The 22392-nt window shown below is 41.7% G+C and carries 26 protein-coding genes; 17 read left to right on the forward strand and 9 right to left on the reverse strand.

Annotated elements, in window-relative coordinates:
• Positions 1 to 29: 29 nt before the first annotated feature.
• Genes BTO28_RS12110 through BTO28_RS12125 form a run of 4 tightly spaced genes read right to left on the reverse strand, consistent with a single transcriptional unit; the run spans position 30 to position 2086 of the window.
• Complete coding sequence (locus BTO28_RS12110; protein WP_083711547.1) at positions 30 to 158, reverse strand: cyclic lactone autoinducer peptide; 129 nt, start codon at positions 156 to 158, stop codon at positions 30 to 32.
• Positions 155 to 778 (reverse strand): accessory gene regulator B family protein, encoded by a 624-nt coding sequence (locus BTO28_RS12115; protein WP_076766610.1) that lies wholly within the window; start codon positions 776 to 778, stop codon positions 155 to 157. The genes BTO28_RS12110 and BTO28_RS12115 overlap by 4 nt, the downstream gene beginning before the upstream one ends.
• Positions 756 to 1613 carry a sensor histidine kinase gene (locus BTO28_RS12120; protein ID WP_076766612.1) on the reverse strand — a complete coding sequence of 286 codons (858 nt, stop codon included), beginning with the start codon at positions 1611 to 1613 and terminating at the stop codon, positions 756 to 758. Before BTO28_RS12120 ends, BTO28_RS12115 begins: the two co-directional genes overlap by 23 nt.
• Before the next feature lie 5 nt (positions 1614 to 1618).
• Positions 1619 to 2086: a hypothetical protein gene (locus tag BTO28_RS12125; RefSeq protein ID WP_076766614.1), complete on the reverse strand. Its 468-nt coding sequence runs from the start codon at positions 2084 to 2086 to the stop codon at positions 1619 to 1621.
• Between the two features lie 292 nt (positions 2087 to 2378).
• Between BTO28_RS12125 and BTO28_RS17170 the strand changes: the two genes are divergently transcribed.
• The 4 genes from BTO28_RS17170 to BTO28_RS12145 are packed head-to-tail and all read left to right on the forward strand — an operon-like array spanning position 2379 to position 4224.
• Positions 2379 to 2726, forward strand: coding sequence for a hypothetical protein (locus tag BTO28_RS17170; protein ID WP_158068822.1), 348 nt, complete (start codon positions 2379 to 2381; stop codon positions 2724 to 2726).
• Positions 2727 to 2745: 19 nt separating this feature from the next.
• On the forward strand, positions 2746 to 3090 hold the full coding sequence (locus BTO28_RS12135; RefSeq protein ID WP_076766619.1) for an ASCH domain-containing protein: 345 nt from the start codon (positions 2746 to 2748) through the stop codon (positions 3088 to 3090).
• 12 nt (positions 3091 to 3102) lie between these two features.
• The gene (locus BTO28_RS12140; RefSeq protein ID WP_198936770.1) at positions 3103 to 3534 is read left to right on the forward strand and encodes a hypothetical protein; all 432 of its coding nucleotides are present in this window, start codon (positions 3103 to 3105) and stop codon (positions 3532 to 3534) included.
• A gap of 18 nt (positions 3535 to 3552) precedes the next feature.
• A complete protein-coding gene (locus BTO28_RS12145) occupies positions 3553 to 4224 on the forward strand; it encodes a GNAT family acetyltransferase (protein WP_076766623.1) in 672 nt (223 codons plus the stop codon).
• Positions 4225 to 4271: 47 nt separating this feature from the next.
• On the opposite strand, the gene BTO28_RS12150 is transcribed toward BTO28_RS12145, so the two are convergent.
• The gene (locus BTO28_RS12150; protein WP_233129875.1) at positions 4272 to 5675 is read right to left on the reverse strand and encodes a sigma-54 interaction domain-containing protein; all 1404 of its coding nucleotides are present in this window, start codon (positions 5673 to 5675) and stop codon (positions 4272 to 4274) included.
• A 219-nt stretch (positions 5676 to 5894) separates the two neighbouring features.
• Between BTO28_RS12150 and BTO28_RS12155 the strand changes: the two genes are divergently transcribed.
• The 7 genes from BTO28_RS12155 to BTO28_RS12185 all read left to right on the forward strand — a co-directional run bounded on the left by BTO28_RS12155 (position 5895) and on the right by BTO28_RS12185 (position 12217).
• Positions 5895 to 7322: an aldehyde dehydrogenase family protein gene (locus tag BTO28_RS12155; protein ID WP_076766625.1), complete on the forward strand. Its 1428-nt coding sequence runs from the start codon at positions 5895 to 5897 to the stop codon at positions 7320 to 7322.
• Between the two features lie 14 nt (positions 7323 to 7336).
• Positions 7337 to 8185 (forward strand): AhlS family quorum-quenching N-acyl homoserine lactonase, encoded by an 849-nt coding sequence (ahlS, locus tag BTO28_RS12160; RefSeq protein WP_076766627.1) that lies wholly within the window; start codon positions 7337 to 7339, stop codon positions 8183 to 8185.
• A 16-nt stretch (positions 8186 to 8201) separates the two neighbouring features.
• Complete coding sequence (locus BTO28_RS12165; RefSeq protein ID WP_076766630.1) at positions 8202 to 9383, forward strand: iron-containing alcohol dehydrogenase; 1182 nt, start codon at positions 8202 to 8204, stop codon at positions 9381 to 9383.
• A 206-nt stretch (positions 9384 to 9589) separates the two neighbouring features.
• Complete coding sequence (locus BTO28_RS12170) at positions 9590 to 10072, forward strand: COG4315 family predicted lipoprotein (RefSeq protein ID WP_076766632.1); 483 nt, start codon at positions 9590 to 9592, stop codon at positions 10070 to 10072.
• 123 nt (positions 10073 to 10195) lie between these two features.
• Complete coding sequence (locus tag BTO28_RS12175) at positions 10196 to 10465, forward strand: hypothetical protein (RefSeq protein ID WP_076766634.1); 270 nt, start codon at positions 10196 to 10198, stop codon at positions 10463 to 10465.
• Between the two features lie 300 nt (positions 10466 to 10765).
• On the forward strand, positions 10766 to 11686 hold the full coding sequence (gene rbsK / locus BTO28_RS12180; RefSeq protein WP_076766636.1) for a ribokinase: 921 nt from the start codon (positions 10766 to 10768) through the stop codon (positions 11684 to 11686).
• A gap of 30 nt (positions 11687 to 11716) precedes the next feature.
• A complete protein-coding gene (locus BTO28_RS12185) occupies positions 11717 to 12217 on the forward strand; it encodes a PTS sugar transporter subunit IIA (protein ID WP_076766638.1) in 501 nt (166 codons plus the stop codon).
• Between the two features lie 83 nt (positions 12218 to 12300).
• On the opposite strand, the gene BTO28_RS12190 is transcribed toward BTO28_RS12185, so the two are convergent.
• A complete protein-coding gene (locus BTO28_RS12190; RefSeq protein WP_076766640.1) occupies positions 12301 to 13242 on the reverse strand; it encodes an agmatinase family protein in 942 nt (313 codons plus the stop codon).
• A 128-nt stretch (positions 13243 to 13370) separates the two neighbouring features.
• Positions 13371 to 14309, reverse strand: coding sequence for a bile acid:sodium symporter family protein (locus BTO28_RS12195; protein WP_076766642.1), 939 nt, complete (start codon positions 14307 to 14309; stop codon positions 13371 to 13373).
• A gap of 180 nt (positions 14310 to 14489) precedes the next feature.
• On the opposite strand from BTO28_RS12195, the gene BTO28_RS12200 reads away from it, so the two are divergent.
• From BTO28_RS12200 to BTO28_RS12210, 3 genes are all read left to right on the forward strand, one after another.
• Complete coding sequence (locus BTO28_RS12200; protein ID WP_076766644.1) at positions 14490 to 15539, forward strand: lactonase family protein; 1050 nt, start codon at positions 14490 to 14492, stop codon at positions 15537 to 15539.
• Between the two features lie 144 nt (positions 15540 to 15683).
• Positions 15684 to 16376: a FadR/GntR family transcriptional regulator gene (locus BTO28_RS12205; protein WP_076766646.1), complete on the forward strand. Its 693-nt coding sequence runs from the start codon at positions 15684 to 15686 to the stop codon at positions 16374 to 16376.
• The gene (locus tag BTO28_RS12210; protein ID WP_076766648.1) at positions 16373 to 17584 is read left to right on the forward strand and encodes a CynX/NimT family MFS transporter; all 1212 of its coding nucleotides are present in this window, start codon (positions 16373 to 16375) and stop codon (positions 17582 to 17584) included. The genes BTO28_RS12205 and BTO28_RS12210 overlap by 4 nt, the downstream gene beginning before the upstream one ends.
• A 34-nt stretch (positions 17585 to 17618) precedes the next feature.
• On the opposite strand, the gene BTO28_RS12215 is transcribed toward BTO28_RS12210, so the two are convergent.
• Positions 17619 to 18164: a shikimate kinase gene (locus BTO28_RS12215; RefSeq protein ID WP_076766761.1), complete on the reverse strand. Its 546-nt coding sequence runs from the start codon at positions 18162 to 18164 to the stop codon at positions 17619 to 17621.
• Between the two features lie 223 nt (positions 18165 to 18387).
• Here BTO28_RS12215 and BTO28_RS12220 point away from each other — a divergent pair, with 223 nt between their 5' ends.
• Together BTO28_RS12220 and yyaC are read left to right on the forward strand one after the other, a co-directional pair.
• Entirely contained in the window at positions 18388 to 19347 is a 960-nt protein-coding gene (locus BTO28_RS12220) for a 2-hydroxyacid dehydrogenase (protein WP_095532683.1), read from the forward strand.
• A 124-nt stretch (positions 19348 to 19471) separates the two neighbouring features.
• Entirely contained in the window at positions 19472 to 20068 is a 597-nt protein-coding gene (gene yyaC / locus BTO28_RS12225) for a spore protease YyaC (protein WP_076766650.1), read from the forward strand.
• A gap of 52 nt (positions 20069 to 20120) precedes the next feature.
• Here the strand turns inward: yyaC and BTO28_RS12230 are convergent, their stop codons facing one another.
• Positions 20121 to 20804: a GntR family transcriptional regulator gene (locus tag BTO28_RS12230; RefSeq protein ID WP_076766653.1), complete on the reverse strand. Its 684-nt coding sequence runs from the start codon at positions 20802 to 20804 to the stop codon at positions 20121 to 20123.
• 382 nt (positions 20805 to 21186) lie between these two features.
• Here BTO28_RS12230 and BTO28_RS12235 point away from each other — a divergent pair, with 382 nt between their 5' ends.
• Positions 21187 to 22386, forward strand: coding sequence for a CaiB/BaiF CoA transferase family protein (locus tag BTO28_RS12235; protein WP_408606669.1), 1200 nt, complete (start codon positions 21187 to 21189; stop codon positions 22384 to 22386).
• Positions 22387 to 22392: the final 6 nt, after the last annotated feature.

The following is a 22392-nucleotide window of genomic DNA, read 5'->3' on the forward strand; positions in this document are numbered from 1 at the left end:
GGAATCTTCATATCCCGGCTTTGTAGCCGTTAATCCTGTTTCTCTGGCAATGTAGGTTGATAGAAAATAAGACTCGACGCTGAACTAATTTCTGCTTTGGCAATGAGAACAATGACGGATGCGATTACACCAACAATAAACTTTCCTGCTTTATTCATTTTGTAAGCCCCCTGTTTAGAAATGTTTCTATGGTGTTTACAATCTTGTATGTATAAGGATGGATGCTGCCCATTTGAAATGAAAACCCCAAGATGGAAGCGAGAATGAGTACGCTTGAATAATTAGTCAAGAGCAAAATGTACATAAGAAAAGACCATGCGAGAATCATTAGAAAAGAATATTTTCGCAGCTTTTCCTTTTGTTTATCTGTACTTTTTTTATAAAAATGATTAGACGGTGCATAAATGTAAGCAAAGTAGAAGCCCATGGCAGCCGACCCGCATAACATACTTAACAGTACGTCGGATGGGATGAACTCAGCAGCATAACTTGCTATACAGGATGTGCCTGTCATGATCACGAGACCTGCTATTAAACAACGTCTATATGTAGAATAATGATGTCCCCCGGTTAAAGAGCGGAATAGGGCAAAGGTGAAAAATACCCAAACCATTGGCTGGAAAACTCCAAGTATGCCTGCTGTCAAAAATAATACAATGATTTTAATGAACCCGCCTAATAAAATTTCTATGCCGTAACGAAGAAAGTCAACTTCATCCTTTTTTTCGGAATACTCACTTAACAAAACGGCTGCCTTATAACTTATGATGGTGATCATGTGTTAATCCTTTTGGAAACTGGATGTCAAAGCAAACTAGCTCATTTTCAATCTTGATGTCCAGCTTTGCGTTATACTTTTTTGTGATTTCCTGTATGATGGATAATCCATAGCCTCTTACTTTATTTTTGTCTTTTGGCTTAGTGGAGTACCCAATTTCAAAAAACGCAGAGTCAAACTTTTTAATGGAGCTTGTGTTTTTTACTACAAGATGAATCACCCCTTTCGCTTCCCAAATGTCAAGAATAACTGCACGATTCCCTTTTGGCAGTTCAGCAGCCGCATCATATGCATTATCTAGCAGATTGCTCATTAAACGAATTAAATCAGTAGATGGGAGGATATGGACGATCTCCTCAGATAAAATATTGACCTTAAAGAAAACGCCTTCTTTTTGGTATTTATCCATTTTCGAATATAACATCGAGGCAAGGATGGGATTATATATGCTTAATGCCTGATTATTAATTCGGGTTTCACCGATCATCTCTTTTATATAGTTTTCTGCACTATCATAACTTTTGATTTTTAATAAACCGGATAAAACAGTTAAGTGATTATTGAGATCATGGCGCTCCGAACGAACAGAAGCAACTAAAGCTCGAAATTGTTCTTCATGTGTCGTCTCGGTAAATTTCACCCTTTGTTTTGATTCTCTTTGATACATTTTTCCCGGAACAAGAAGGGAGAGTATGTTTAATAAAACAACAAAAATCAGGTGAACGGGAATACCATAAATATAAAAGCCATCATGGAACACGAGTAATGATACGATAAAAAAGGAAATCATCACAATTTGAAGCAATACAATAAGAACGAGTACAAAAATATTCATATGATTTATTTAGCCAATAAAGGAAATTTTATTTTAATAGGTAGTTTATTTAAGACAACTCCTAATACCGCCATGGGAATAATCGCCGTACAATAACTTGCTAAAATTCGCTTCCATGGATGACTTAAGACGTCATCGTAGTTTAAGGAAAAGAGATGAATATATAGTACTGAAAAAGTAATTTCACAAAAACTAAGAAGTATAAATGAGACTAAACTTAAAATAAGACCGTTAACGAATGAATAACGAAAAATGATTGAGATTAATAATGAATAAATGATCAACAGAATGAAAGGCTTTAACGAGTTACTCATCCCTATATTTAAACTGAAAGCTGCCGCCCCGTATAAAATGGAAAAAGTGACAATGGACTTTACATTTTCTTTAATTGAAATCCCGAAAAGTATAAATGTCAGTCCAATCATTGCTAAAGTTTCCGGAACATTCAATAAAAAATAACTATACCATGCCATACTTTTTACCCCTTCATGTAAACTAATCAATTAGAGCATATCACATTTTAAAACAAAATAGGGATAAATTACACAATATTTGATGCTTTTAGAAGTCATTTCCCCCCAGTGTAAGGAAGCGCAACCAGGCCTTATATATGTTTTTATCTTAATGATTTGGACGATGGAAGGAAGAAACTCGTCATCAGCCAAAATAAGCTGAAAGAAATCATTTCATGAAATAAAGCGTATATAATAAAGAGAGGTAGAAAGGAGGAGAAGGGATGGATTTCTTCCTTAGTGGGGTCGGATTGTGGATCGTAATTGGATCCGTGCTGCTTTTATTGATATTGGGTTTGCGCAAAAAGTCGTGGCAGGCAATAATTTTGAGCGGGGCAGTCCTTTTACTGCCAACATTGTCCTTGGCCGTCGGTGCTTCAGATTGGTGGCATCGGCTGCCGATCATTTTGCCATTGGCCATCTTTGTTCTTGCTTATTTTATGAAAAAAAGAACGGAGCGGATTATATAAATATACTTCGCCAGTGGATGTATGCCAATTTCAGCATCGACACTGGCATCTTGCTTTTTGATGCGAAATTGACCGGCAATTCATATAAGTCAAACGTTACAAAATATGATAAAGTGAAAGCGATACAATAAAGAAAAGGTGGTTTAATAGATGACAAATCAAAATGAACAGGCAGCTTTGCCTCCTAAAACATGTACAATTGAACGCTTAGTCACGAAGGAAGAGGATGTTCAGAAAGTATTGAATGGTGAAAAGACAGCAACGCGCCGTAACGGCCGCTATGCAGACATTGGCGAAATTATGACGCTTGAAGGCCGTGATTTTGTGGTTGAACGCGTGTACTCACAGTCACTGGGTGAATTAACGGATGACCATGCAAAGCAGGAAGGATACGAGACTGTTGAGGAGTATAAAAATTCTATTTTATCGTACCATCCGGGTATGCCATGGCTGCCGCAAATGCGCGTTTGGGTTCATGAATTTCGCGCGGTGTAAAGTGTGAACACAATCTATCAACTTATTTTGTTTTTGCATATTTTTAGTTCAATTTTGTCAATTGGTCCATTTTTTGTTCTTGTGCCAATGACGAAAAAAATGCGAACAGCAGAGAGTATTGTGCTGCTGGAATATTTGTCTCTTTTTACATCGGCTGTTCGTCTTGTGAAACATGCCGGCCATGTGCTTGTCACGACGGGTGTCCTGCTTATATGGCAAAGTGCATGGCCGTGGACGGCATCGTGGGTGGTGATGACGATTGCGGTCATGATCAGTTCGGTGTTTTTTTTAGCGCGGGCGTTTTCACCGGTCATTCGCAAGTTTCATGAACAGAAGCTGAGTCGGGAGGAGTTAGTACAGAAGCTTCATCGTTCTGTATGGATTTACATAGCATTGTTAATGATGATGTTATGGTTTATGGTTGCAAAACCGGATATATGGTAAGACAAGGGAGGTTTTTTGATGGAATATGTACAAATTAAAAGCATTGAAGATCCAATGTTTGCGAAACTGCATAAAACAATGCAGGAGGTCTTTCCACCGGAAGAGGTACTTGAATACTCTTTGTGGGAAGAGCCGTTAAATGACCCGACTATCCGTGTTTTTTTAGCAGTACACGATGATGAAGTGGTTGGCATAACGGAATACCGTTATAACAGAGAGCTTAACGTAGCGATGACCGATTTTACGATTATCACGAAAGAAGGGCTTGGCGCTGGTCCTTTTCTGGCGAAAAAGCGGCATGAAGATTTAATGAATCTATCAAAAGACCATGATCTTAATTTGATCGGCATGTTTGCGGAAATTTACGATCCATACCGCGCGGCAGACCATTCATTTGGCGGCATAAAAGTAATGGATCCATTCGTCCGCCGAGAAGTGCTGTCGCATTTAGGGTATCAGCGTCTCGATTTCCCATATGTTCATCCGGCATGGACAAATGAAGGGGAAGCAGTAAAAGATTTGGATCTATGTTTCTTGCCATATAAGGACTCGATACAGTCACTTTCAGCAAACTTTGTCAGTACGTTTATTCAAACATACTACGATGTATTATCGAATAAGCCAAAGGAATGGCATGACATGATTGAGTATCTTGGAAAACAGACAGATATCCAGCTGAAGCCTTTATAAAAAAATCCCGTTGTTTCACGTGAAACAACGGGATTTTTTGAATAGATTTATTCTTCTTTCGTCATTTTCCATCTCTTCATTTTCTTCACAAGTGTTGAGTGATCAATCCCTAAATAATCCGCGGCCTTGCGAATCGTATTTTTTTTATGCAACGCATCGTGCACGATCCTTTTTTCAAATTGCTCCACCCGTTGTTTTAGGGTAGGAGAAGATTCCTGGCTGTGTTGAATGTTAAAGTGGGGCGGCAAATCAACAGGTTCTATTGTTAATGAAGGGACAGATACAAGCATTCCTTCTACCAGGTTTTTCAATTCCCGCACATTTCCAGGCCAGTGGTAGTTTTGCAAGATCCGTTTCGTTTCATGTGAAACGTGCTTTTCAATGTTATAAAGTTTGCAAAAGTAAGAAAAATAATGATCAATTAAAATTTCGATATCTTCAGGCCGTTCATTTAAAGGCGGAATTGATAACTCTACGACTTGCAGCCGATAGTATAAATCTTCTCTAAATAATCCACTCAAAACCTGTTCTTTTAAGTTTTTATTGGTGGCGGAAATGATTCGAATATCTAACTGCTTTGTTGTCGTACCGCCAATCCGTTGAATTTGCTTTTCCTGCAGTACACGAAGCAATTTTACTTGCAGTGCCAGCGGCAATTCGCCAATTTCATCAAGAAGAACCGTGCCTTTATCAGCTAATTCAAGCAAGCCGATTTTTCCGTCATGATTGGCGCCGGTAAAGGCGCCTTTTTCATAGCCAAAAAGCTCTGATTCCAGCAATTGCTCTGGAATGGCTCCACAGTTTACTTTAATAAAAGGCTGTTCTTTTCGATCACTCAATTGGTGAATTAAATTAGCTATTACTTCCTTGCCGGAACCGGAGGGCCCTGATAGTAAAACGCTAGTAGGAAATGGGGCGATTTGCCTTATTTTATGAATAATTTCTTTCATAAGCATACTTTGAAATATGACTTGTTCGTCGGAACCGTCTGTCGAAAATGTGTAACGGTTTTGGTTAAGATGCAAAAAGCTTTTTGCCTTCGTTAATTCTTTCGTCAATTCCTTTAATTGCGTAATATCTCTTACACTCGTCACAATCATTGATATATTGCCTGATTCGTCAAAAACGGGGTTGCCTGTCGCAATGACATCTTTTTTTTGCTGGCCTATCTGCTGTAAAATCGAAATCCGTTTTTTCGCCTCTAACACGAGTAATGATACGGATTGGTCAAAGTATCCTTTCTGAATTAAATCACCCATATGGTTGCCAATGAGTTCCTCCCGTTTAAACCCGGTAATGTCCTCGTACGCAGCATTCGCAAATAAAGTGAGGCCTTCATGATTCACAACATACAGTCCGTCAGCTGAAAATTCAATAATCTTTTCCATTTGTTTGAAGGTATCGATGCAAACGTTTTCAAATAAAGGCGTATAAACACAAATGTCTGTCATAATTCTCTCCTTTGATAAAAGAATAGAACTGGTGAAAATGATCACCATTGAAGGAAAAATATCACCACATTGTAACGATGATTAAATGGTATATGAAATGTTCTTTTGGTGAATTTTATCACCGTGGAAATTTTTTTACAACTTATAAACGGCGTTAAATCAATTTTTATATGTTGGCACGCATCTTGCAACAGTAAAAGGAAGAAAGGGAGGGCTGAAATGAATACAAAAAATTTGTTTATAAATGGAAAATTGAAAGCGGCGAAAAGAACATACACGCTGCGTTCTCCATACAATGATGAGGTGCTAGCTGACATCAGTATGGCGGATGAAGCCGACGTAAAGGAGGCCATTGAAGGTGCCCAGTCTGCTTATCAAACGATGAAAGAAATGCCATCATACCAACGCTCGGACATTTTAACGAATGTGGCACTCATTTTAAAAGAACGAAAAGAGGAAGCTGCGCGGCTGATTGCGCTCGAAGCAGGCAAGCCTATACGCACAGCGCGGGGAGAAATAGACAGAACCGTTGCCACATACCAATTTGCGGCGGAAGAAGCAAAGCGCATATATGGCGAAACGATTCCTATGGATGCGGCTCCTGGTGGTGAAAACAGGATTGGGTTTACGTGGAGGGAGCCATTAGGTGTAGTTGTGGCGATCAGCCCGTTTAACTTTCCATTTAACCTGGTTGCACACAAACTTGGTCCGGCTTTTGCTGCGGGGAATACGGTCGTTTTAAAACCAGCGGAACAAACACCGCTCAGCGCGTATTTCATCGCTGAAGTATTTCAGCAGGCAGGCCTTCCAGACGGAGCACTCCAGGTCATTACAGGCAGTGGAAAAGAGCTTAGTGATGTGCTTATTACAGATCCGCGTGTACAGAAAGTAACATTTACCGGAAGCGCCGCGGTGGGGAAAATTATTAAAGAAAAAGCCGGTTTGCGTAAAGTTACACTCGAATTAGGTTCGAACTCAGGCTTAATTGTAGAACCGGATATACCGATTGACAAAATCATCCCGAGATGTGTAGAAGGTGCATTCGCATTTGCAGGACAAGTTTGTATTTCATTGCAAAGAATATACGTGCATGAAGCGATATATGACGAATTTAGTAAGCGTTTTATTGAACAGGCGAAAACGTTAAAAACGGGCGACCCGTTAGATGAAACAACGGATATTAGTGCCATGATCAGCAGCCGTGAGATTGAGAGGATTGAGTCCTGGGTAAATGAAGCAGTACAGCAAGGGGCGAAAGTGGGTCTTGGCGGCTCCCGGAACGAATCGATTTTCGAACCGACCGTGTTACTGGATGTAAAAGAAGACATGTCGGTTTCTTGTCAGGAAACATTTGCCCCCGTTGTATCAATTGTTCCATATAAAGAACTTGATGATGCGATTGATATGGTGAACAATTCTGTTTACGGCCTGAATGTGGCGATCTATACGCAAAACATCATGAATGCGATGCATGCAGCTCGTAAGTTCCATTCAGGCGGCGTCATTATTAATGATATTCCGACATTTAGACTGGATCATATGCCGTATGGCGGAGTAAAAGAAAGCGGCTACGGACGTGAAGGAATTAAATATGCAGTAGAAGAAATGACGGAATTGAAATTCGTAACAATCAAAACGACATTTTAAGGGAGGAAAAGAATATGTGCAACATTATTAAACCAAACCCGAAACTGTATGTAATGGACAATGGGCGAATGAGAATGGATAAAAACTGGATGATTGCGATGCACAATCCGGCTACAGTTGATAACCCGAATGCGCAGACAGAATTTGTGGAGTTTCCTGTTTATACGGTACTGATCGATCATCCGGCCGGCAAAATTCTTTTTGACACGGCCTGCAACCCGAATTCGATGGGTCCGGAAGGGAGATGGGGGGCCGCAACCCAGAGTATGTTTCCGATCTCGATGAGTGAAGAATGCTACCTGCATAACCGTTTGGCAGAATTGAATGTAAGACCGGAAGACATAAAATACGTCGTGGCCTCTCACCTTCATCTTGATCACGCTGGCTGCTTAGAATTATTTACAAATGCAACGATTATTGTGCATGAAGATGAATTGAACGGTACATTGCAGACGTACGCTCGCAACCAAAAAGAAGGAGCGTATGTGTGGGGTGATATTGATGCGTGGATTAAAAATAATCTCCAATGGCGTACAGTGAAACGGAATGAGGACAATCTTGAGTTGGCAGAAGGAATTAAAATTTTGAATTTTGGAAGCGGGCATGCTTGGGGAATGATTGGTCTTCACATTGATATGCCGGAGACGGGCGGAATCATTCTGGCATCCGATGCCGTTTATACAGCGGAAAGCTTCGGTCCTCCAATTAAGCCGCCTGGTATTATTTATGATTCACTCGGCTATGCAAACAGCGTTGAAAAAATACGCAGAATTGCAAAGGAAACTAATTCTCAAGTATGGTTCGGCCATGATCCAGATCAATTTAAAACGTTCCGCAAATCGACGGAAGGCTATTACGAGTAAATGAGGGGGAAACATCATGAGTACAGCAAAATTAATTTTCACGCCGTTAAGCTATACAGGCTGGGGTTCTCTTTCGCAGTTAATACCGGAAGTGGAGAAACATTCGCCGAAGAAAATTTTAGTCGTTACAGACCCGATGCTGGAGAAGATCGGATTGACGAAGCGGGTCACAGACCCTCTTGAGAAAAGTGGATATGACGTAACGGTTTACACAGATGTTGTGCCGGAGCCGCCTTTAGCAATAGGTGAAAAACTCGTCTCGTTTACACGTGACGGCGGCTATGACATGGTTGTCGGGGTCGGGGGAGGAAGTGCTCTTGACTTAGCAAAATTGGCAGCGGTTTTATGTGTACACGAAGGCGCTGCTGCTGATTATTTAAACTTATCCGGCACCAAACAGGTTACTCAAAAAGGATTGCCGAAAATACTCATTCCAACTACAGCGGGAACGGGTTCAGAAGTGACCAATATTTCCGTTCTTTCTCTTGAAACAACGAAGGACGTGGTCACGCATGATTACTTGCTTGCAGACGCAGCGATTGTGGATCCAGAGCTAACCGTTTCCGTTCCAGCAAAAGTGACGGCGGCAACCGGAATTGATGCATTGACACATGCGGTGGAAGCGTACATATCAGTTAATGCGAGTCCTGTAACAGATGGATTAGCCCTGCAGGCGATTCGGTTAATTGGCCGTTCAATTCGAAAAGCAGTCGAAGATGGAAGTAATCAGCAAGCACGTATTGATATGAGCAATGGAAGCTACATCGCAGGCCTTGCCTTTTTCAATGCAGGTGTAGCAGGAGTCCATGCACTTGCCTATCCGCTGGGTGGTCAATTTCATATTTCACACGGCGAATCCAATGCAGTACTGCTGCCATATGTCATGGGCTATATTCGAAAAAGCTGCCAGACGAAAATGGCCGATATTTTAAATGCGCTTGGAGGAAACTCAAACTATTTATCAGACGAAGAAGCTTCATATAAATGCGTAGAAGAATTGGAACGAATCGTAAAAGATGTGGGAATCCCATCGACTCTGGCCGGATTTAATATCCCTGAATCAGCACTGGAAAGCTTAACAAAAGATGGTGTTCAGCAAAAACGCATACTGGCAAGAAGTCCGCTTCCATTAGGCGAAGTGGATATACGAAACATTTACCGGTCTGCATTTGAAGGAGTCATTGTGGAACCGTCATAAGAAAAAGAATGCCTTCTCAAAAGACGAGAAGGCATTCTTTTTTGTTCTAAACGGTTTGAAAATAGTCTATTTTTGCTATGAAAAAACAACGGTAGTTACCATGTGTGCAGCAAGAATAAAATGGAAATTAACCCAGCGTTTCACGTGAAACACTGCATAATCATCCTTCTTATTGGACATCATGTTCAAAAAGGGGGTGGGTTTTTATGCAAAAAAAAGTTGTGTATGTGCTGCTCTTTATTCTGCTTAGCGGTTGTCGCCCGGATGAACAACCGGAAAATATGTCAGCGCCGATTAACGAACCGCGTGATGCTGCTCAAAATCCGAGTGCACCATTAAAAGTGATGGAAAGAGAAGAAACCGGTCAGTATTTAGCCGATTCAGCTGGAATGACACTGTATTATTACTTACATGATAAGCGGAATGTATCCACCTGCGCGAATCATTGCCTGGATGAATGGCCGCCTTTTTATATTGGATCAAGCGAAATCCCTGAAGGCTTCAATGAAGCGGACTTTGGAGTAATTACTCGTCCAGATACAGGTGAAAAACAAACGACTTACAAAGGATACCCTCTATATTATTTCTCACGGGATCAAGTGGCAGGACAGGTGAATGGCTACAGTTTGGATGATCAATGGTATACCGTGAATAATTCAATTGAAAGAATAGCGTTATATAAAAAATGACGGACACAATTACTCTGGTCTGTCATTTTTTATGATGCTTTTTTGTGCTTTTTTTGATATTACGGGTATAAGAAACATAAGAAGAAATAGAGGTGAAAATAAATAAAAATCGGAGGGATTAAAATGGGCTGGAAATATTGGAGGGTGGTCTTAAAATATGGTCATGTAGGAAAGCGAAATGAAATTAGTGTTGCCCGTTTTCTCGTCACAGAATCAATTTACACGCCGGTTATGGTAATGGAGCAGGCAGCCAATATGCCAGGGGTTAAACATAACGGTGTATCATCCGTTAAAGAAGTAAGCCTTGATGAATTTATTACAGGGAAACGAACAGAACAGGAAAATTTTTATTTAAGGAAAATGAAAGCGTTTCATAAAGATAAACCGGCCTAGATAGACGAACCAAATAAGGAATCAATTATTGGCATTAAAACCTACTTTTCTTTATGTTGAAAACAATAAGCGGTCTTTTTTCGCTGCGAGTGGAAACAAGATTGTTGTGTATATTTGAGATAACACCGATAACAGTCGGCAAAGTACTTTTAACAGCTTTTTCATGTTTGCATGGTGAGTAACGAACCAGAAGCTGTCAGGTAACTGTAACTCTTTTGACAACCATTTGATAAATAAGTGTTAATGCATAGTTATGATTTTGAAAAGGAAAAGAAAAATGATACGATTTGAGGAGAGAACATGGGGAATGTTATTGTCATCGGCAGTTACGTTGTTGACTTGATGAGCCGGGCACCTCGTTTACCAAAACCGGGCGAAACAGTGCTTGGCGGTCCATTCCAAATAGGACCTGGTGGAAAAGGCGGCAATCAGGCAACAGCAGCTGCCCGCAGCGGATCAAACGTAACGTTTGTAACGAAAATAGGCCGTGATTTATTTGGACAAGATGCAGTAGAACACTTTAAAAAGGAACAATTTAACACGCATTTTGTACAGATAGCGGATGAGGAAGCTACCGGAGCTGCGTTAATTGCAGTCGATATCAATGGAGAAAATCAAATTGTCATTGCACCGGGTGCTTGCGGTACGATGACAAAACAGAACGTTTTAGAAGCGGATGCGGCAATAAAAGAAGGCGATATCGTCGTACTTCAGCTGGAAATCAGTATGGGAGCAGTAGAAGCAGCGGTGGAGAGAGCTGTTTTGCATAATGTTCCGGTATTGTTAAATCCGGCACCGTATCAGGCGTTTCCACGTGAAATTTTAAAGCATGTTACCTATGCGACACCCAATGAAACAGAAGCTAGTAATTTAACAGGTGTTGAAGTGAAAAACGAGGCGTCAGCTCAAAAGGCAGCGGATATTTTGCATCAGCTCGGTGTGAAGACAGTCATGATCACACTTGGTCATAAAGGGGTCTTTTTGTCGGAAAGAGCGTTTTCTGGAAGAGTCCTTCCGGGATTTAACGTGGAAGCAGTTGACACAACAGGTGCAGGAGATGCGTTTAATGGCGGCTTTGCACATGCGATCACCAGCGGACAGTCTCTTGAAGAAGCTGTTCGGTTCGGACAGGCGGCGGCTGCGTTGTCTGTTACGAAAAATGGAACAGCCGATTCAATGCCATATGCAGGTGAAATAATGGCGTTTTTAAGTGAACGGTAAGGAACAGAATGAAAAAGGAGCAGATTTGTCATGTTTAAAAAACTTTTTGGTAAAGAAAAAAAAGAAGAAGTATCGGAAGTAGTGCTCATGTCGCCGATGACCGGTAATGTGGTAGACCTTGGTGATGTACCAGATCCTGTTTTTTCACAAAAAATGATGGGAGATGGCGTAGCGATTTCTCCGTCTGAAGGAAAAGTTGTTGCACCGGCAGATGCGAAAATACTGAATGTATTCCCGACAAAGCATGCGATTGGATTAGAAACAGCAGGCGGTCTGGAAATATTAATTCACGTTGGTCTTGATACTGTCAACATGAAAGGCGAGGGCTTCAATGCTCATGTGGCGGAAGGCGATCGAGTGAAAAAAGGAGATTTACTTTTAACATACAACCTGGAACTTGTTCAGGAAAAAGCTGCGAGCACAATAACGCCGATGATCATTTCCAACGGCGATATTGTAAAGCAACTCGACAAACATGAAAACGTGCAGGCAACCGCAGGTGAAACACCGGTGATGACTGTGAAGTTATAATAAAAAGAAGCTGCCTTCAATGAAACAAGGCAGCTTCTTTTTTTATTTAGAGTGATAAAAGGATATCCATTACTGTCGAATAGTTATTGTTTTTGTTGCAAGACGTGACCCGCAAGAGCGTACAAAATAATCGTTGAAGAAAAATGAGCTGAAAATTGTGCAGGGTCCTGCTGCGGGTATACTTCCACAAAGTCCATGCCAATGACGCCCTGCTTGCAAATTTCATGAACGAGCGTTAACAATTCGAACGAGGTGAGACCGTTGCCGTCAACCGGGCCTCCAGGATTAAACGCGTAATCAAGGACATCACTGCAAATGCTCAAATAAACACAATCAACCTCTTTAGAAGCCATCTCGTGCAATTCACGGCCAAGTGCCTGTAAATCATGATGCTTGCGAATGTCGTTAATGGTTATAGTTACAGCGCCGGCATTACGCGCATTACGCCCACTTTCAGGCTTATTGCGGGGGCCGTGTATGCCAGTATGAATAATGCTTTCATTTCGGACACCATCCTGTTCATATAAACGGATAAAAGGGCTGCATCGAGCATACGGATCGCCTTCATGTGACGGCAAATTATCGTAGTGAGCGTCAAGATGAATAATGCCGACTTTCTTGCCTTGATTTGTCAATGATTTCACAATCGGAAATGTAATGCCATGGTCGCCGCCGAGCCCGATTAAAAACTTGCCGCTTTTCCATAAGGGATCGGTAAACTGCACTATTCGTTCCATCGTTTCCTCCACATCAGCCGGCACCACATCAACATCCCCGACATCACCAAGTTTTACATGTTCAAATACATCGATATGATCGAGCTCCGGCAAGTAGCCGCTGTATCGTCCTGAACTAATTCTCATTACTTTCGGACCTAATTCACACCCTGTGTAGTCGCCCCACGTCACTGCGCCTTCCCAAGGCACCCCATATACAATTGCGTCTACGCCGTTCAAGTTCGTTTCGTTTACCATATTTACTGCCCCTAAAAAACAAGGTGTATTTCCATAAATGGTTTCACTCATCCTAACAATCCCTTCTCCTATAAAAAGTACTATTCTTATTCCCTTACAGAATGCAAGAAAACCGGGAATTTCAAATGGACGGGGGTGTTAAAATTACAACAGTAAATTTGAAAAGCCAGCCGAAGACATCAGCTGGTTTTTTCATGTCTGCCCGCAATGTAATTTGCCAGCCACGCACCGATCGATAGGTTCATAATAATATTGATAATCGGTGGAATACTGCCAATTCCTCCGATGTATTCGTGGGCAAGAATAGCAGCGAGAGCGGTGTTGCAGAGAGAGACTTGAAAGACGGCGGCAAGTAAATCTTCCCTATTGAATTTGCACCACTTTCCGATTGCGCAGGCGGCGGCCATCGGGAATACTACCTGTACAAAAATAACGGCAACGAGGAGCGGCAAGATATCGAGCTGTTCGGCAATATATTTTTTACCACTCCCTGTTAGTGTGTGAATGATTAAGAGCAGCGTCACGGATGATGCCAGTTTGATAATGACGGTTGCGTTGGCAGCAACTGCAGGCATGAATCGCTGGACAAGCAAACCCGCTGCGAGCGGAATAATAACGATTGTTAAAAATGAATATAATAACGACAAAAAAGATAGAGATATTTCCTGACCGGAAAAGCCAATCATGACGAGCGGGGTAATAATGGGGCTGATTGCCGTGTCAAGCAGTGAAGCAGCAACAACCAGAGATGTGTTTCCTCCGGCGAGAAACGAATATAGTGCAGCTGCAGTAGCGCTCGGTACCGCTCCGGACAAAATAAGACCAGCCGTTATTTCGTGATGATCCTTGAAAAAAAGAAGGGCTAGTCCAACGGATAAAAAGACGGTCACTGTCCATTTCATTAATGTGATTACAAGCAGCTCTTTCTTTTTGCGCGACACCCCTTTTATTGCATTTACATTCATCGACAAACCAGTGAAAAAGATAACCAGCCCAAGTAAAAAAGCCGGTACCCAGGAAGCTGACTGCCAATGAACGGGTGAAAAATAAGTCGTGATCCCGACGATAATCATAAAAAGAGCCAGGTATTTAGAGAAGAAATTAGCTATTACATTCACGGTTGAACTCCTTTTAAGTAGTTTGTCTAATTATGGTATCATATCAAGCAAACGTTTTTTAAGAAAACTTCGCTGCCTGCAAACTGGTACGTATCCAACGCTGCCTTTGTTTTGTTGTTGATTGTTCTTTATGTTGTATATAATAAAAGAGACGAATATAGATAATCGGGAGGCACCAGGATGACGGTATACACTGGATTTGTAGGAACATATACGAAAAAAGAAGGAAAAGGGATACATTCTTTTCAGCTTGATACAGAGAAAGAGGAGCTTCTCAATGCAGCCGTTGCAGCAGAAGTAAACAACTCGACATATGTAACAATCAGTGAAAACGAGCAATTCTTATATGCGGTTGCAAAAGGCGGGAAAGGCGGCGGCCTCGCTGCGTTTAAAATCCAGGATGCACAGCTTGAAAAGTTGAACGATGTGCTGGAAAGTGAAGGCGTTCCTTGCTACGTTTCATTGAACACAAACGGTACGCGTGCATTTTCGGCGCAATACCATACGGGTACAGCGGAAATGTACAGCATTAATCAAGAAACGGGTCAATTGATTGATTTACTCGATGTGGCGACGCATGAAGGGACAGGCCCGAATGCGGATCGTCAAGAAAAAGCACACACGCATTTTTTCGGCCTTACAGGTGATGAACGTTTTGTCGTGGCGGTTGACCTTGGCACAGATGAGATCATCACATATGAAATTGCCGGCGAAGATTTACTGAAAAAAGCGGTGTTCAATACCGAACCGGGATCAGGGCCGCGTCATCTTGTGTTCCATCCATCCGGTCAAACAGCGTATGTTATGACAGAACTCAGTAATGAAGTACTTGTATTAGCATTTAATGAAAATGATGGAACGTTTAACTTGCTCGCAGCTCATAAAGCAATACCGGCTGATTTTACCGAAAACAGCCAGGGAAGCGCGATCCGTATAGCACAAAATGGACGTTTTTTGTATGCGGGGAACCGCGGCCACAACAGTATCGCAGTGTTTGAAGTGATCGAAGAGGGCCGGGATGTAAAATTAGTGGAAATTGTATCAACAAAAGGCGACTGGCCTCGTGACTTTGATTTAGATCCGACAGAGCAATTCCTTGTTGTCGCTCATGAGAAAACGAATAATGTTGTGTTATTTAAACGAAATTCAGATACAGGCCGGTTAACGCCCGCAAATTCGGAAGTAACGATCCCAGAAGGGGTATGTGTGACGTTTTTAAGGGGAAAATAAATAACGTAAAAGATGTCCCGCCATTTTATGGCGGGACTTTTTTGTGTTGAATGAATGATCCTTGCTAGCATTTACCTTTTTTTTTATTCATGATAAAGTTGGGTTACCCAGTCATCCTACAAATTAGAAAAAGGAGAATGACGCATGGATGTAAAGAAAGCAAAGCGTTCTTCACTCGTTGAACAAGTCGTACTTCAAATAGAGACATTCATTGAATCGAAAACCTGGCCTGTTGGAATGCGCATCCCACCTGAAATGGAGCTGATGGAGCAGTTCGGCGTAAGCCGCAATACACTCCGTGAAGCAATACAGGCACTTGTTCATGCAGGACTCTTGCAGACGAAACAGGGAAGCGGAACGTATATAAGGTCCACAACAGCACTTGGCGCTTCGTTTCAGCAGAGGCTTGAGACGTCAACACTTTTTGAAACACTGGAAGTCAGGCATGCGTTGGAGCGTGAAGCGGCATGGCTTGCGGCGGAACGGCATACAGAAGAAGAAATGGTCCTTATACAAACGCGTCTGAATGAGTGTAAGGAAGCTATTGACCTGCATGCATTTGCCGAAGCGGATATTGCGCTTCATCATGCAATTGTAAGGGCGTCACATAACCGAATTTTGATTGATCTATATGCGCGGCTTGCGGATTCGCTTCATGCGTCTGTTCATGATTTAACCGACATGAATGGATATCCAAACGTCGATCCTGGCGCACATGAAAAGCTTGTTCAGGCGATATCGGAACGGCAGCCGCAAAAAGCGGCGGCTATTGTCAGTGAGGACATTGCCCGGTTAAAAGAGTTAGCCGGCATAAATGGGAAGGCGGAAGAGATATGAGTATAGAGGCACTTATAGAAAGAGAGCGGTCAAAATCAGGCCGGCTGCTTTTATTGTTCAGCATTATTTTACTGTCATTAAATATGCGGTCGCCAATTACGGCGGTTGGTCCACTTACTGTTATGATTCGAGATAATCTTGGTATTTCAAGCACCGCTGCAGGTGCTCTGACAACCATTCCTTTGCTTGGGTTTGCGGTTCTATCACCGTTTGCTTCGAAATTGGCAAGAATGTATGGAATGGAAGTTGTGATGTTCAGCGCACTTCTTATTTTAACAGTGGGTCTGGCACTTCGACCTATCGGCGGTGCGGGTCTGTTATTTATTGGTACCATTTTAATCGGCATTGCCATAGCCCTTTGTAATGTGCTCATGCCTGCTTTTGTAAAAATGAACTTTGCTCACCAAATGGGTTTAATGACCGGTTTTTATGCGATGTCCATGAATTTTGCAGGTGCCCTTGCTTCCGGTTTCAGCATTCCGATTGCTTCGTCAAGTGATCTTGGCTGGCGGGCTGCGGTCGGCTTCTGGATCATTCCTGCGGTGATTGCCATTGTCGTCTGGCTTTCGCAGATGACACACATCCGCAATCCTGTAAAAACAGAAGGAGGTACATACAAGAAAACCCCGCTTATGTCTTCACCGTTAGCATGGAAAGTAACGGCATTTATGGGAGTTCAGTCGCTGCTGTTTTATTCGCTGGTGGCCTGGCTGCCGGAAATTTTGCAGGAGCAGGGAATGAGTGCGGGAGCTTCGGGGTGGATGCTGTCGATTGTTATGTTTTCTCAGCTGCCGTTTACGTTCATTGTGCCGGTTATTGCAGACAAAATGAACAATCAACGTCCGCTTGTGATGATAGCGGCAGTATTAATGACAGGCGGTCTTACCGGTATTTTATTTGGACGAATTGATTTCGTTCTTTTATGGGTGATTATGATCGGAATTGCCGGTGGTTTTGCGTTCAGCCTGTCGATGATGTTTTTCAGTTTACGGACACGAAATTCATTTGAAGCGGCTGATTTATCAGGGATGGCACAATCCGGCGGCTATTTATTTGCCGCATTAGGACCTGCGTTATTTGGGGCGCTGCACGACGCAATGAATGGATGGACGGTGCCAATTTTACTGTTAATCGGTACGGCCATTTGCTTGTTTCTCGTCGGAATGGGTGCAGCAAAAGAAGGATATGTGACAGAAAAATCTGTTTAAAAATCCAAAAAAGCGGCTCCGTTAAGGAGTCGCTTTAATCATTCATCGGCTCATACATATCCCACGTGTGCTTCAAAGAATCAACAATAAAGTCGGCTACCTCTTCGGCTGACCGGTTACTGATCGTCAATGTTGAATGGTTAATGGAATAGGCGTCCTGACGCTTATAAAATAGTTCTTCAATTTCAGTAATGTCACGAGTTTGCAAAACAGGCCGGCTGTCGATCAACATATCGAGTCGTTCTTTCCATTCTTCCCATGCCATATCAAGATAAAAGACAACACAATTATCAAGACATGCTTGGCGAATCTCAGGCTGTACAAAGGCGCCTCCGCCAATGGACAATACTTTTAACTTTTCTTCAGCAAGCGCACATGTTTTTTTCTTCTCATAATCACGGAAAAAAGGCTCCCCATGTTTCTCGAAAATTTCAGGAATGGTCATCCCGAAATCTTTTTCTATTTCCTTATCGACATCGATAAAGGTTCTATATAATTTTTTTGCGACGAGTTCGCCGATTGTTGTTTTGCCAACGCCCATAAATCCGATCAGGACGATGTTTTTTTGTCTCACAGACATACGCACATTGAACACTCTTTCCTCTTTGTGAATTACCTTTTAGTATAGTACAGCCATGCAGTCCAGTAAATATTTTTTCAATTATTGAAAAAATAAAAGCGCTATTTAGAATGTTGATTGTTTTGTAATGATAAAATGAATGAAAAAGTGCAGGACGAGAGTAAAGCAAAAATGGTTCCTTCTGGGTGTGTAAAAAAAGATGAAAAAGGGAAGGATGGTCAAGGTGAAGCCAAAAGTAGTGGTATACAAACGAATGAACGAACAAGTATTAAATAAGATTCGTGAAATGTGTGATGTAAGTTATTTCCCGGCTTATAAGGAAGACTATCCTGCTTTTTTGGCCGCATTAAAAGAAGCGGAAGGTGTTCTTGGAGCGGGTTTAAAGTTTGACACAGCGCTGCTTGATCAGGCGCCAAAACTAAAGATCATCTGCAATACATCAGTCGGCTATGACAATCTCGATATTCCATTATTAAAAGAACGAGGGATATTGGCAACGAATACGCCGGGTGTTTTAAATGATACAGTCGCGGATGCGATTGTCGCACTTATGCTGTCAGCGGCCCGGAGAGTAACAGAGCTTGATCAATTTGTGAAAACCGGAGGCTGGTCAGAGCAAGGGTTTTTACAACAACAATTCGGCGTCGATGTCCACCATAAAACGCTTGGCATTATTGGTATGGGCGGCATCGGTACCACGCTTGCAAAGAGGGCTTATTTTGGCTTCGATATGCACGTTTTATATCACAACCGTTCGAGAAATGAACAAGCGGAACATACATACAATGCTGTTTACTGCACGATGGATGAGCTTCTTGAACAATCAGACTTTGTTTGTGTGATGACACCGCTGACGGCACAGACAGAAAAATTGATCAGCAAACGGGAATTCGCAAAAATGAAAAAGACTGCCATATTTGTCAATGCAGCGCGCGGGAAGGTCGTTGATGAAGCAGCTTTAATAGAAGCGCTTCAATCAAACGTAATTCTGGCAGCTGGACTTGATGTGTTTGAAAAAGAGCCGACGGGCCAAAACAATCCATTACTCTGTATGCCGAATGTCGTCACACTTCCGCATATCGGTTCTGCAACGGCCGAAACGAGAATGAAAATGGCACAGCTTGGAGCGGATAATTTGGTTGCCGGTGTACATGGCAAGAGACCGTTAACGCCTATCTACTAATTTAAAAGAAGGAAAGTTTGTTATGTTAAGATTTTCAGCATTCTCATGTTGTTCTCTCCTTTCCTTTCTTCAGATTAGAATGATCGCCATAGCTTTTTTAACTATTTGAATAGAGGGGATGGGAATGTTTCCTTTTCGGAGCAGGAAAATAAGCAAGAGAGATGAAAAAAAATTATATTCTATTCAATCGAACGAAAAAGTAGCGGAAGAAGTTGAAGGAATCGTATACAAGATGACAGAAATCTTCCGAAAACATGAATCAAACGATATCATCATTTTGTGCATCGGATCGGATCTTTCTATTGGAGATTCTCTTGGACCTTTAGTCGGAACAATGCTGAAAGACAGCCAGGTTCCCTATCAGGTGTATGGTACATTAAAAGATCCTGTCCATGCTCAGAATTTAGAACTGGTCTTAAAAGAAATTAATAAAAAGTTCAAGGAGCCATTTATTTTTGGAATTGATGCTTCACTAGGAGATAAAAGTAAGATTGGGTGTATCATTTTAGAAGAGGGACCGCTCCTCCCTGGCAGGGCATTAAAGAAAACATTGCCGGAAATAGGAGAATACCATATAAAAGCCATTGTGAATGATCTCAACTATTCCTCGCCAACAAAGTTTTTAGAAAATACAAGATTGTATACAGTGATGAACATGGCAACGATTATTGCCACGATTATCCTTCAGACAGCGGTACTTAGAAATTCGCCTCTAAAGTGAAAATCACAATAAAAAGAACAAGCCCTATTTCAAAATAGGGCTTGTTCTTTTATTAATTTAAGGAAGCTTCTGATTTCCCCGCTTGAGAATGTAGCGATGCGCTTGCTATTTCTGAACTTCTTTGGATATGTATACACATTTTTTTTGTGGCTTTTTCTGGATCTCTGTCCTTGAGTCCTAAATATATTTGTTCATGATCATTAACCAAATCCTCAAAGCTTTCGGGACGATCCTTCAAAATACAGTTACGGATGTAAAGGGTTTTCGCATTTATCACTTCAAATAATTGAATAAGCTGCTTGTTTTGGGATGCTAGCGAAATAATATCATGGAATTGTTGATTATAATAAATGAGCTCTTTTGTATTCCCCGTCTTTAATGCTTCTTTGGAGTTTTCGATAATCAGATTTAATTGGTTTAATTGTTCCTCTGTAATGTTGTTCGCTGCAAGTGTTGCTGCAAGAGACTCAAGGCTTTTTCGGCATTCATATATGTCTAATATATCTTGAGCGCCGGGGTTATAGACAAATAAATTACCATCAATTTGAACAAGCAAATCATCTTTTGTCAGCATGCGAAATGCTTCTCGAACAGTTCCTCTGCTCACTTTCAGTTTTTCTGCCACTTTCGTTTCAATCAAGCGTTCACCAGGATGAAATTCTCCCTCCATTATCATGGATTTGACAATACTGTAAACTTGACTGTGCAGCGGTTCATTTTTCTTTATTTCATTCATTGAAGTCCTCCTGCAATATACAAAAAAATATAATCATACACTTGTTTTCTTTGTATTTGGATAGTTTAAATGTGGTTTTACGTCTATGTATTTCGGGGGCAGAAAGGTTCTTTTATGGATCCAGTATACCACTTTTTTGTCTTCTTCATTCTTGTCCAAAAGGGCTTAAACCTTCATGATCTTCCGTATAAGGTAAGTTTACATGAATTTAAATGCGAGTCCAAGTAATAAAGAAACAAGAAAATGTTTTGTTGTCGACGGTTGACAGTTAACTGATGAAGTTGTATGATATAAAAAATGAAAGCGATTACTTATTTTAAAATTCTAAAACCAATTAACTTAAAATATGATGTTTATCAATTCGAAACAGGAGATGGTTGAAGTGGGGAAAAAAGCCCTTGAAGGATTACGCGTATTAGAAATGGGACAATTGATTGCAGGTCCTTCTGCTTCCAGGCTGCTGGCGGAATTTGGTGCAGAGGTGATAAAAGTGGAGTCTCCAGAAACAGGAGATTCGATCCGTACATGGCGAGTGGTTGAGAATGGAACCAGTCTTTGGTGGTATGTGCAGTCACGAAACAAAAAATCAATCACGATTAACCTAAGGGAGTCGGAAGGACAAGAACTGATCCGTAAGCTTGTAAAAGAAGTGGATATTTTAATTGAAAACTTCCGTCCAGGAACAATGGAAAAGTGGGGGCTTGGATACGAAGACTTAAAGGCAATTAATCCACGTCTTATTATGATCCGCGTATCGGGTTACGGACAAGATGGACCATACCGTGACAAAGCGGGGTTTGGTTCGATTGGAGAGGCAATGGGCGGACTTCGCTATATAACCGGTTATCCAGACCGCCCTCCTACACGAGTAGGGATTAGTATTGGGGATTCTTTGTCTGCCCTTTATGCTGTTATCGGGGCATTAATGGCAGTGTATCATCGCGATACGAAAGGCACGGGTGAAGGACAGGTCATCGATGTGGCACTTTACGAATCTGTCTTTAGCTTGATGGAGAGTACGCTTCCTGAATATGACCGTGCAGGAATGATACGTGAAAGAACGGGAAGCACATTGCCAGGTATTACGCCTTCTAATACATATTTATGTGCGGATGAAAAGTATGTTGTAATCGGGGCAAATGGAGACGCGATCTTTAAACGCCTCATGAATGCGATGGGCCACCCGGAGGCAGCAGAAGATCCTCGTTTTGAAAATAACGCAAAACGGTCCGAGCATGCGGACTACTTAGATGGGCTGATAGAAGAATGGACGAAGAGCATGCCTTTTGCAGAAGTGATGAATTACTTAGATGAAGCAAAAGTACCTGCAGGCCCCATTTATTCAATTGAAGATATCGTAAATGATGCACATTATCAAGCCCGTGAAATGATTCGCGAGGTGGAAGTAGATGGATTGGGAACATTGAAAATGCCTGGAATCGTCCCGAAAATGAGTGAAACACCTGGTGAAATTGAATGGGCGGGACCTGAGCTGGGTCAGCACACATCGGAGATATTAACAGAAAAAATCGGTCTATCAGAACAACAAATTAAAGCATTGAGGGAGCACGGGATTATTTAAATAGGG

Source organism: Domibacillus epiphyticus (genome assembly GCF_001975785.1).
Classification (GTDB): Bacteria; Bacillota; Bacilli; order Bacillales; family Domibacillaceae; genus Domibacillus; species Domibacillus epiphyticus.

What these genes read in the sequence shown, in the direction of transcription:
- BTO28_RS12110 (WP_083711547.1), bottom strand. Translation starts at nt 158, where the DNA reads ATGAATAAAGCAGGAAAGTTTATTGTTGGTGTAATCGCATCCGTCATT.
- BTO28_RS12115 (WP_076766610.1), bottom strand. Translation starts at nt 778, where the DNA reads ATGATCACCATCATAAGTTATAAGGCAGCCGTTTTGTTAAGTGAGTAT.
- BTO28_RS12120 (WP_076766612.1), bottom strand. Translation starts at nt 1,613, where the DNA reads ATGAATATTTTTGTACTCGTTCTTATTGTATTGCTTCAAATTGTGATG.
- BTO28_RS12125 (WP_076766614.1), bottom strand. Translation starts at nt 2,086, where the DNA reads ATGGCATGGTATAGTTATTTTTTATTGAATGTTCCGGAAACTTTAGCA.
- BTO28_RS12135 (WP_076766619.1), top strand. Translation starts at nt 2,746, where the DNA reads ATGACAAATCAAAATGAACAGGCAGCTTTGCCTCCTAAAACATGTACA.
- BTO28_RS12145 (WP_076766623.1), top strand. Translation starts at nt 3,553, where the DNA reads ATGGAATATGTACAAATTAAAAGCATTGAAGATCCAATGTTTGCGAAA.
- BTO28_RS12150 (WP_233129875.1), bottom strand. Translation starts at nt 5,675, where the DNA reads ATGACAGACATTTGTGTTTATACGCCTTTATTTGAAAACGTTTGCATC.
- BTO28_RS12155 (WP_076766625.1), top strand. Translation starts at nt 5,895, where the DNA reads ATGAATACAAAAAATTTGTTTATAAATGGAAAATTGAAAGCGGCGAAA.
- ahlS (WP_076766627.1), top strand. Translation starts at nt 7,337, where the DNA reads ATGTGCAACATTATTAAACCAAACCCGAAACTGTATGTAATGGACAAT.
- BTO28_RS12165 (WP_076766630.1), top strand. Translation starts at nt 8,202, where the DNA reads ATGAGTACAGCAAAATTAATTTTCACGCCGTTAAGCTATACAGGCTGG.
- BTO28_RS12170 (WP_076766632.1), top strand. Translation starts at nt 9,590, where the DNA reads ATGCAAAAAAAAGTTGTGTATGTGCTGCTCTTTATTCTGCTTAGCGGT.
- BTO28_RS12175 (WP_076766634.1), top strand. Translation starts at nt 10,196, where the DNA reads ATGGGCTGGAAATATTGGAGGGTGGTCTTAAAATATGGTCATGTAGGA.
- rbsK (WP_076766636.1), top strand. Translation starts at nt 10,766, where the DNA reads ATGGGGAATGTTATTGTCATCGGCAGTTACGTTGTTGACTTGATGAGC.
- BTO28_RS12185 (WP_076766638.1), top strand. Translation starts at nt 11,717, where the DNA reads ATGTTTAAAAAACTTTTTGGTAAAGAAAAAAAAGAAGAAGTATCGGAA.
- BTO28_RS12190 (WP_076766640.1), bottom strand. Translation starts at nt 13,242, where the DNA reads ATGAGTGAAACCATTTATGGAAATACACCTTGTTTTTTAGGGGCAGTA.
- BTO28_RS12200 (WP_076766644.1), top strand. Translation starts at nt 14,490, where the DNA reads ATGACGGTATACACTGGATTTGTAGGAACATATACGAAAAAAGAAGGA.
- BTO28_RS12205 (WP_076766646.1), top strand. Translation starts at nt 15,684, where the DNA reads ATGGATGTAAAGAAAGCAAAGCGTTCTTCACTCGTTGAACAAGTCGTA.
- BTO28_RS12210 (WP_076766648.1), top strand. Translation starts at nt 16,373, where the DNA reads ATGAGTATAGAGGCACTTATAGAAAGAGAGCGGTCAAAATCAGGCCGG.
- BTO28_RS12215 (WP_076766761.1), bottom strand. Translation starts at nt 18,164, where the DNA reads ATGTCTGTGAGACAAAAAAACATCGTCCTGATCGGATTTATGGGCGTT.
- yyaC (WP_076766650.1), top strand. Translation starts at nt 19,472, where the DNA reads ATGTTTCCTTTTCGGAGCAGGAAAATAAGCAAGAGAGATGAAAAAAAA.
- BTO28_RS12230 (WP_076766653.1), bottom strand. Translation starts at nt 20,804, where the DNA reads ATGAATGAAATAAAGAAAAATGAACCGCTGCACAGTCAAGTTTACAGT.